Origin of the sequence: Butyrivibrio sp. AE3009 (genome assembly GCF_000420845.1) — a bacterium.
GTDB lineage: Bacteria > Bacillota > Clostridia > Lachnospirales > Lachnospiraceae > Butyrivibrio.
Map to the genome: position 1 here is coordinate 1 of NZ_ATVS01000072.1, position 8,261 is coordinate 8,261.

The 8,261-nt window shown below is 46.0% G+C and carries 8 protein-coding genes and 1 pseudogene; all 9 read left to right on the forward strand.

From position 1 onward, the window contains the following. A partial coding sequence (locus G588_RS22855; protein ID WP_035788937.1) for a hypothetical protein occupies positions 1-689 on the forward strand: 689 nt, incomplete at its 5' end. 27 nt (positions 690-716) lie between these two features. Beyond that, complete coding sequence (locus tag G588_RS0117955; RefSeq protein ID WP_022780071.1) at positions 717-1,307, forward strand: DUF4255 domain-containing protein; 591 nt, start codon at positions 717-719, stop codon at positions 1,305-1,307. 9 nt (positions 1,308-1,316) lie between these two features. Next, positions 1,317-2,132 (forward strand): hypothetical protein, encoded by an 816-nt coding sequence (locus G588_RS0117960; protein ID WP_022780072.1) that lies wholly within the window; start codon positions 1,317-1,319, stop codon positions 2,130-2,132. Continuing rightward, entirely contained in the window at positions 2,125-2,514 is a 390-nt protein-coding gene (locus G588_RS0117965) for a DUF4280 domain-containing protein (RefSeq protein WP_022780073.1), read from the forward strand. Before G588_RS0117960 ends, G588_RS0117965 begins: the two co-directional genes overlap by 8 nt. A gap of 25 nt (positions 2,515-2,539) precedes the next feature. Further along, positions 2,540-4,234, forward strand: a complete 1,695-nt coding sequence (locus G588_RS0117970; RefSeq protein ID WP_022780074.1) for a phage tail sheath family protein — start codon at positions 2,540-2,542, stop codon at positions 4,232-4,234. Between the two features lie 29 nt (positions 4,235-4,263). Next, complete coding sequence (locus G588_RS0117975) at positions 4,264-4,764, forward strand: phage tail protein (RefSeq protein WP_022780075.1); 501 nt, start codon at positions 4,264-4,266, stop codon at positions 4,762-4,764. Between the two features lie 101 nt (positions 4,765-4,865). Beyond that, positions 4,866-5,228 (forward strand): hypothetical protein, encoded by a 363-nt coding sequence (locus tag G588_RS0117980; RefSeq protein ID WP_022780076.1) that lies wholly within the window; start codon positions 4,866-4,868, stop codon positions 5,226-5,228. A gap of 11 nt (positions 5,229-5,239) precedes the next feature. Further along, positions 5,240-5,425: pseudogene (locus G588_RS22860) on the forward strand (DUF6760 family protein); the annotation flags it as partial. A gap of 12 nt (positions 5,426-5,437) precedes the next feature. Then, positions 5,438-8,261: hypothetical protein (locus tag G588_RS20930; protein ID WP_035788940.1), on the forward strand; the 2,824-nt coding region annotated here is incomplete at its 3' end.

The following is an 8,261-nucleotide window of genomic DNA, read 5'->3' on the forward strand; positions in this document are numbered from 1 at the left end:
CCGGAGCAGGCACAGGAGCCGGAGCAGGAGCAGGAACCGGAGCAGGTAGTGGTGACGCAGATGGAGCCGGTGATTTATCGGATCTTGTGACGGATGCAGACATACCTGAATTATCCGAGGAAGCTCTTTCCATAAGTGCTGATGACCTGGAGAGTGAACTTGAAGAGGCTCTGGGTGAAGACCTGGAAGAAATGAATGACAAAGAACTGGCCTCAGCTGCAGCAGTTGCTGCAAAGCTTGGCAAGAGCGGAATAAATGCAGGAAATGATCTGTCCAAACAGTTGGCAGCGGGAATGTACAAAAAAGACAACAAGTATATGTACAGGAAATATTCCTCCGGAGGTGCTTCGGAATATGTTTCATTAAAGACTATAGCCTATTGTACAACCTTCAGATATTTCTATGACGATGCCAGGACATCAGCAACCATGACTTCCAATTCTCTGATCTACATATTCAAGAGAGGAAGTGCACTGATGTACAAACAGACCACGGATTCAGCCCCGGAGAGCCTTGCCGCCAAACCGGTGGTTCAGGGAGATATGTATCTGTCGGAAGAGGATGCGATGACGTATTTTGGATGCTCGGCAGAGTACCTGAAGGGAACCAATTATGCACTGTGCATCACTCCCAAAATGCAGGCTGATATAGAACAAGCAGTGGATGCGGTGATAGACAGTATTAACTGAGAACCATTTTAACGAAAGGCAGTATAGATGGCTGATTATCCGATAATTTCAGATGTTAGTGCATATATTATCAAGACCTTGAGAGAAAAGATGTGCCCCGAGCCCATCCCATCTCCCAATAATATCGAGATCTCATCGCCCCTTTCTCAGGATGTTGACTATATTGTGGGGCTGTATCTCTACGACATAAGAGAGGACGTTGAGGTCACAGGGCCCAGATTCATAGAAAGAGGACGGGCACAGATCATGAAACCGCCAAGACCATACTCACTATACTATATGGTCTTTATAAACGGATCCGGCCAGATGGGCTTAAAGGATCCGGATATACAAAAAATCATTGGAAAAATAGCGCAAATTGTTAATGACAACAATTCAGTATTTCCCAATGAGCTGCAATCCTGGCTTGATACGCAGGAACCTCCGATAGTACTGTCTCAGGCGAAGATAAGTCTGGAGGAAAAGGTGCGGGTTTGGCAGGCTATCAACAAACCATATCAGATAAGCCTGTTCTACAGGGCGGCCCCCGTATACTTATCCAGCGGCGAGTACATTGATACTCCTAGGGTAACCGATGCAAGCTTTGGATTGTCTATAACTGGCGAAGAAAGGGGGTAAAAGAAGAGATTGACAACAGTGATCAGAGCGACTCTTTCGGTGGTGCTTCACCTTGTGGACACTACGACCGGGAGAGACGTGGATGATACGAACGTCAGGTTTACCGGTGGTGAAACGACCTTTAAACCAATGTTTAAAGGAGACGGCAACTGGGTATTCATAGGTCTTGGCAAGGAAGACTTTCTTATGCACATTAAGGCTGAAGGATACGATGAAACGGACGTGAGTATCAACTATGGGACTCTGGATCCGAGACTGCCTGTAATTGATGTTTTCCTGATGCCGTCAGAGAAAAATCGATCAGGCGGAAGTGTACTTGAAATTTACGGAACCCTTCCGAAACTGGAACATATCGAGGCCATAAATCTTATGCGTCCGATATGTGGCTTCAGCGCTTTTACTGAAAAGAGAGGAAAGTATATCCTTTCCTTCCTTCCGAGAAACGCAGGAGGCCGGATCAATCTTGAGTGCATGAAATATGCACTGCTTTCAGAAACCAAAGAGCGCTACGAGGTTTTTGAAGTTCTAAGTACTGAAACTCAGACAAGCGTTGCTATAAGGGCTCCCGTCGATGCGGGGCACAAGGTGAACGAGATGATCTACCGTATTGTTTACGGAAGGGCAGGGCCAATGGGAGAATTTTCGCTCAAGGTCAGAAATGATTCTGACAATCTGCCTTATCTGATTCGTTTCAGGGCAGGGGACAGCGAATATTTCAGGCCCCTGGATTTTCACCTTGAACGCGGAGAAACGGACCTGATGAAGGGCGCTTTTAAATTAGATCCTTTAGGTGAAAAGGAAGAGGAAGAAGGAAAGAATGAGTGAGCTTGTTACAGTAGGCGGAACAGCCATGTGCACTATGGGAACCGGTCCCGCACCAATAAGAGTTACATCTCAGGTTAAGGTAATGGTAAGTGGTAAGCCCACGGCCACAATTCAGGATTGTCAGCCCGGGGCTAATATAGGACCCTTCGGATTGTGCACGTCCCTTGCAAATCCCCAGGTAGCCGCAGCTACAGCAGCTGCGCTAGGCGTCCTTACCCCCCAGCCATGTATGCCCGTCCCGGCAGGCTGCTGGATACCAACCAAACCAAAGGTGCTTGTGAGCGGCAAACCATGTCTGACTAATGACTGCAAGCTTATGTGTGCATATGCCGGTCAGATTTCCATCACGAATCCTGCACAGCTAAAGGCCACGGCAAAATGAAAATCTAAAAAGAGAGGTAAAGTATATGGCAGAGTATTTATCACCAGGCGTATACGTTGAAGAATATGATAATTCTCCCAGGGGTATCGAAGGCGTAGGAACAAGTACAGCAGGCTTTATCGGATTGGCTGAGAAAGGTCCCATCGAAGGAGCACCGCTTCTTGTTACCAGCATGAAGAGCTTCCAGCAGCAGTTTGGCGGATTTCTTTCAGAGTTTGGCTATGGAGAATACCGTTTTCTTGCTAACAGCGTAGAGCAGTTCTTCGACAACGGCGGAACAAGATGCTATGTAATGCGTGTAGCTCCGAGAGATGCAAAATATGCATCCGCCAAGAAGGGAATCCTTGACATCAAGGCTTCCAGTCCCGGAACATGGGGCAACAAGATTCAGATTATGCTTGCAACCAATACCAAGCGTAAACTGCAGCTCATCGAAAAGACCGAGACAGGCTTTATCGCAAAGAGTGTTGAGGGTTTCAGAGAAGGCGATCTTGTTGTATTTGAGGATACCTATACAAGAATCAAAACGATTTTCGATAATGAAGTAACCTTCGAGGATGATATTCCCGAGTCAGCCGTTGATACGGATATCATTCCCAAGTCACTTCTTTATCTTGTAAACATCGACATGACAGTTCGCTACGGCGACGACGTTGAGAATTATCCCGAGCTCTCAGTGAATATGCAGTCTCCGAGATACATCGGATCAAGACTGGCTGGCAGCGACATTGTAAAGGTTGAAGTTGCTCCTCTTAAGGAAGCCGGCAACCCTGTAGCTGCAATCCTCGGAGAGGATGTTCAGGATGGAGTATTCCTTCTCGACGGTGGTACAGACGGCTCTGTATCCAAGGTTGATGCAGGCACATTCATAGGTGAGGATTTAGGCCCCGGAAAGAGAACCGGACTTGCAGCCTTTGTTGAGAACAATGTTGTCAGCATGATGGCTATCCCCGGCGTAACAATTCCAGAGGTTGAGGTGGCACTTGTTGGTCACTGTTCTAATCTTCACAGCCGCTTTGCAGTACTTGATATGCCAAGAGACATGACTAAGACTGCAGACCTTATCGGCTTCAGACAGATTGTGGATTCAACCTACTGTGCTATGTACCATCCATGGATCAAGGTATTTGACAGATCGTCAAATAAGCCTGATTTCGTTCCTCCGTCAGGAGCTGTAATGGGTGTTTACTCAAGAACAGATATCGACAGAGGTGTTCACAAAGCACCTGCTAACGAAGTAGTATTCTGTTCCGGTCTTTCAGTTAACTATACCAAGGATGAACAGGACATCCTGAATCCTGAGGGAATCAACCTTATCAGGCAGCTTCCCGGCCAGGGTATCCGTATTTGGGGCGCAAGAACAGCTTCGTCCAACAGCGCCTTCAAGTATGTCAATGTCCGCAGACTGTTCATCTTCGTTGAAGAGAGTATCAAGGCCAACACCAACTGGGTTGTATTTGAGCCTAACGATCCTACTCTTTGGCAGAGAGTCAATCTCACTATCTCCGGATTCCTTGATACACTCTGGAGAAACGGAATGCTGGTTGGAGGATCTTCCTCAGAGGCATTCTTCGTTGAGATCGGACCGTCCACCATGTCCCGTGATGACATTATGAACGGAAGACTTATCTGTAACATTGGTATAGCACCTTCACGTCCCGCAGAGTTCGTAATCTTCAGAGTGACACAGCACACATCTGAAGCAGGCGGTGGTGAATAATAAAAAATGAAAGAAAGGAGTCATGATTTATGGCTACTGGAGCATATGAAAACGATAGAAAGAGCTCATACCCATTAACTAAGATGAATTTCCTTGTGACCGTTGATACCATTGCAGGCTCAGCTGCATTTTCAGAGATCACAGGAGTAGAGGCTACGGTTGATGTGATTGAGTTCCGCCAGGGTAATTCAGGTTCACTGGCACCTGTTAAGATTCCCGGACTAGTTAAGCACGGAAATGTAACACTTAAGATGGGATATATTATCTCAAGCGCGTTCAAGACATGGATCATGGAGTGTGTCAGCGAGACACGTGGTCAGATTCCTCGTCAGGACGTAACCATCGAGCTGATCGATATCAATTCCGGCGCACCCAACAGCCTTGTTACAACTTCACAGGGCGCAAGACAATGGTCACTTAAGAATGCCTGGGTAACCAAGTATACAGCACCTGATCTTGACGCCAAGAACAGTGATGTTGCCATTGAGACTGTTGAGATCTGCTACGAGGAACTCATTATTCCTAACTAAAATTACGTTGCTTTTTTTCAGGGCACAGGGGAGTTTTCCCCTGTGTCATACAAAGGAAACAACACAAACATCATTGTTACTACACATAAAAGGAGGATGCTATGGAAACTACGTACGAATTTACACTTCCCAAGGGGTATATGGATGCAGCGGGGGAACTACACAGAAAGGGGAGAATGAGACTTGCGACAGCGGGAGATGAGATTTCCGCCACAAGAGACCCGAGAGTCCTTGCCAATCCTTCATATCTTACAATTGTTATCCTTAGCAAGGTTATCACAGGAATCGACGGCCTGGACAGCATAACGGCCACCACTATAGAGAAACTTTTCACCGCAGATCTCGCATATCTTCAGGACATGTATCAGAGGATAAATGATGTGGAACCGCCTGTGATGAGATGTGTATGTCCAGACTGCGGCAAGACCTTTGAGGTGCCTCTAAATTTTACTCAGGAGGGTTAAAGCTCTATCCAAAGGATGAACTGTACAAGGAAATGTCTTTTATCTCCTATTATTTCCACTGGGGAAAAGATGAGGTTATGAACCTTGAGCACGCCGAAAGGCGACGCTGGTGCAGCGAGATATCCGGAATAAACAAGAGCCTTTCACCCTCCAAGAAAAAGGAAAAGAGTCTTTTGGATATGAAACCAAGCAGATAAAGAGGATGATCAATGAGCGTTGAGTCATTTTTGTTAGGAAATACAGATGAAGGAGTAAGAAATCCCATAACAGCTTTTAACTTCGTATTGGAGGTTGAAGGCATATATTTCCTGCCCTTAAAAAGTGTTCGCGCTTTTACGAAAGAAAACGAATACGAGTATATCAAGGAAGGCGGCGTCAATGACTATATTCATCTAAAGCGCAAGCCTATCTCCAAACCCTTTACTTTCCAAATAGAACGATACGTAGGAACAGAAAGAGCGTTAGACCCTCTTGCCAACGGCACGGAGCTGGTACTACCGCTTATTCTGCATGTATACAGACATAAGGCAATGGAAGGTTTCACATCTCTTCCGGATGCTTTACCTGCAAGACTTTATACCTTTACGGGATGTACCGTTATCAGCAAGGAATACGGTGAACTCAATGCCGAAAGAAGCAGCATTCTGACTGAGGTTACAACTATAGCATATAGAGAGCTTATGGTAGTGACCAATCCTTTCAAATCTTCATCCGAGAAGGAGGCCTATAGTTACAAGAAGGATGCTCTCAAAAATAAGTATGCCGAAAGATCCAGTATTGACAAGGAAAACAAAACTTATACCAAGAACGATAAAAAGGAAATTGCAAGAAAGGATAAAGGTGTCTTTAACAGACCTCAGTATCAGATGAAGGTCGATAAAGAAAAAGCTAAAAATATCGATACAAAGGATCAGGACGCTGCAAATAAGATTTATCAAAGAACAGGTCCCAATGGTTCCTTTGCCAGAAATGATAAAAGTGATTTTAACAGACCTCAGTATCAGATGAAGGTCGATAAAGAAAAAGCTAAAAATGTCGATACTACGGATCAGGACCTTGCCAATAGCATATATGGTAAAACCGGCCCTGACTCTGCCATGGCCAGATCTGATAAAAGTGATTTTAACAGATCTCAGTATGAGATGCATATTAATAAGGACAATGCCAAGTATGCTCCTCAGAGCCCCATTGATAAGGCTAAGGGCATCTATGAAAGGGATGGCAACACTCAGCAATGGAAGCGTATAGATATTAACGAGGTCAACAAACCGGCCTACAGTATTAAAGACAACCAGGAAACGCCCAGGCATGCAACTGTCAGTCCTATAGATGCTGCGGGAAATGTCTATATAAAGGGGCCTAACGGATCCTTGATAAGAAACGATAGCGGAGATCTCAACAGATCTCAGTACAATATGAGGGATAACGGCGCAGATGTTAAATATGCTGAGCAGAGTCCTATCGATGAGATCGGTGATATATACCAGGAAGGCGATGGCGGTGAGCTTATCCGTGTTGATGAAAGCGAAGTCAACAAGGAAATGTACAGCATGCAGGTACATATGGAGGACACCGTCAATGCACAGATGAGTCCTATTGACAGAGACGGTCAGACCTACACCAAGGGTGATAACGGCACAATTATAAGATCCGATTCAGGTGATCTTAACAGACCTCAGTATGAGATGAAGGCCAACATGGCCAAAGTGAAAAATGCCACCACCAACGGTCGAGACTCAGAGAAGCCTAAAGAAAAGCCTCAATATGAAATGAAGAAAGATCAGGCGAAGACCAAGTATGCCCAGACCACCGGAAGAGATTCAGAAAAGCCTGAAGAAAAGCCTCAGTATGAGATGAAGAATGACGGCTCAGATCTAAGGTATGCCGAGCCGAGCCCTATCGACGAGATGGGCGGTATCTATTCAGAAGGCGATGGCGGTGAGCTTATCCGAGTTGACGGAAGCGAAGTCAACAAAGAAATGTACAGCATGCAGGTACATATGGAGGATACCGTCAATGCACAGATGAGCCCTATAGACAGGGACGGCCAGACCTACAGCAAGGGCGATAACGGCAAGATAGTCAGATCCGACAATGGTGATCTTAACAGACCACAGTATGAGATGAAGGCCAACATGGCCAACGCGAAGAATGCTACCACCAGTGGCAGAGACTCAGAGAAGCCTGAAGAAAAGCCTCAGTATGAGATGAAGAAGGATCAGGCCAAAACCAAGTATGCCCAGACCACCGGAAGAGATTCGGAAAAGCCTGAAGAAAAGCCTCAGTATGAAATGAAGAACGACGGCTCAGATTTACGATATGCCGAGCCGAGCCCCATCGATGAGATGGGAGGTACCTATTCGGAAGGCGATGGCGGTGAGCTTATCCGAGTTGACGCAAGTGAAGTCAACAAGGAAATGTACAGCATGCAGGTACATATGGAGGACAACGTCAACGCTGCGATGAGCCCTATAGATAAGAGTGGCCAGATATACAGCAAGGGGCAAAACGGCAGTATTTCAAGAAGCGATTCAGGTGCGCTTAACAGGCCTCAGTATGAGATGGCAAGTGACATGGCCAATGTAAAAAATGCAACTGCCAGCGGACGTGATTCGGAGAAGCCTGTAGAGAAACCTCAGTACGAGATGAGGAAGGATCAGGCTAAGACTAAGCACGCTGAGAAGTCCATTAAGGATTCCGAGAAGCCTGATGCAAAGCCTCAGTATGAGATGAGTAAGGACGACACCTACAACAAGTACGCAGAGATGTCCCGAAAGGATCCGGAGAAGCCTGATGAGAAGCCTCAGTACGAGATGAGTAAGGATGACACCTACAACAAGTACGCAGAGATGTCCCGAAAGGATCCGGAGAAACCTGAAGAAAAGCCTCAGTATGAAATGAAGAAGGATCAGGCCTCAAATAAGTATGCTGAGAAGTCCATAAAGGATTCGGAGAAGCCTGAAGAAAAACCTCAGTATGAGATGAGCAAGGACGATACGTATAACAAATATGCGGAAATGTCCAAGAAGGATC